Annotated in this window: 2 pseudogenes; both read right to left on the bottom strand. The window is 49.4% G+C overall.

The features are described 5' to 3' along the window. Positions 1–97: pseudogene (locus G5S52_RS24520) on the bottom strand (hypothetical protein); the annotation flags it as partial. Beyond that, positions 96–322, bottom strand: a pseudogene (locus G5S52_RS24515) (hypothetical protein); the annotation flags it as partial. The pseudogenes G5S52_RS24520 and G5S52_RS24515, both read right to left, overlap by 2 nt.

Genomic DNA, 322 nt, shown 5'->3' with positions numbered 1-322 from the left:
GTCCCTCTGGGGTTTCAATTGGACACATACGACCGTAGTGGGAATAGTGGACGTCTCGCACTTCAAACCCTGCACGCTCTCTCGTCAAACCGCCAGGTCAAATAGTCGATTCGATCGGTGACCTTATTCGTTTCTGGATCTACTCTTCGATATGGTGTTTCGATAAAGCCAAACTTGTTGACCTTCGCAAAGCTCGACAAAGAGTTAATTAGTCCAATGTTTGGTCCCTCTGGGGTTTCAATTGGACACATACGACCGTAGTGGGAATAGTGGACGTCTCGCACTTCAAACCCTGCACGCTCTCTCGTCAAACCGCCAGGTC

This window comes from Grimontia sedimenti, assembly GCF_011045095.1.
In the GTDB taxonomy this organism is placed as follows: Bacteria; Pseudomonadota; Gammaproteobacteria; order Enterobacterales; family Vibrionaceae; genus Enterovibrio; species Enterovibrio sedimenti.
Note: the sequence above shows the minus strand (reverse complement) of the source record. Positions and strands in the feature narration are given on the sequence as shown.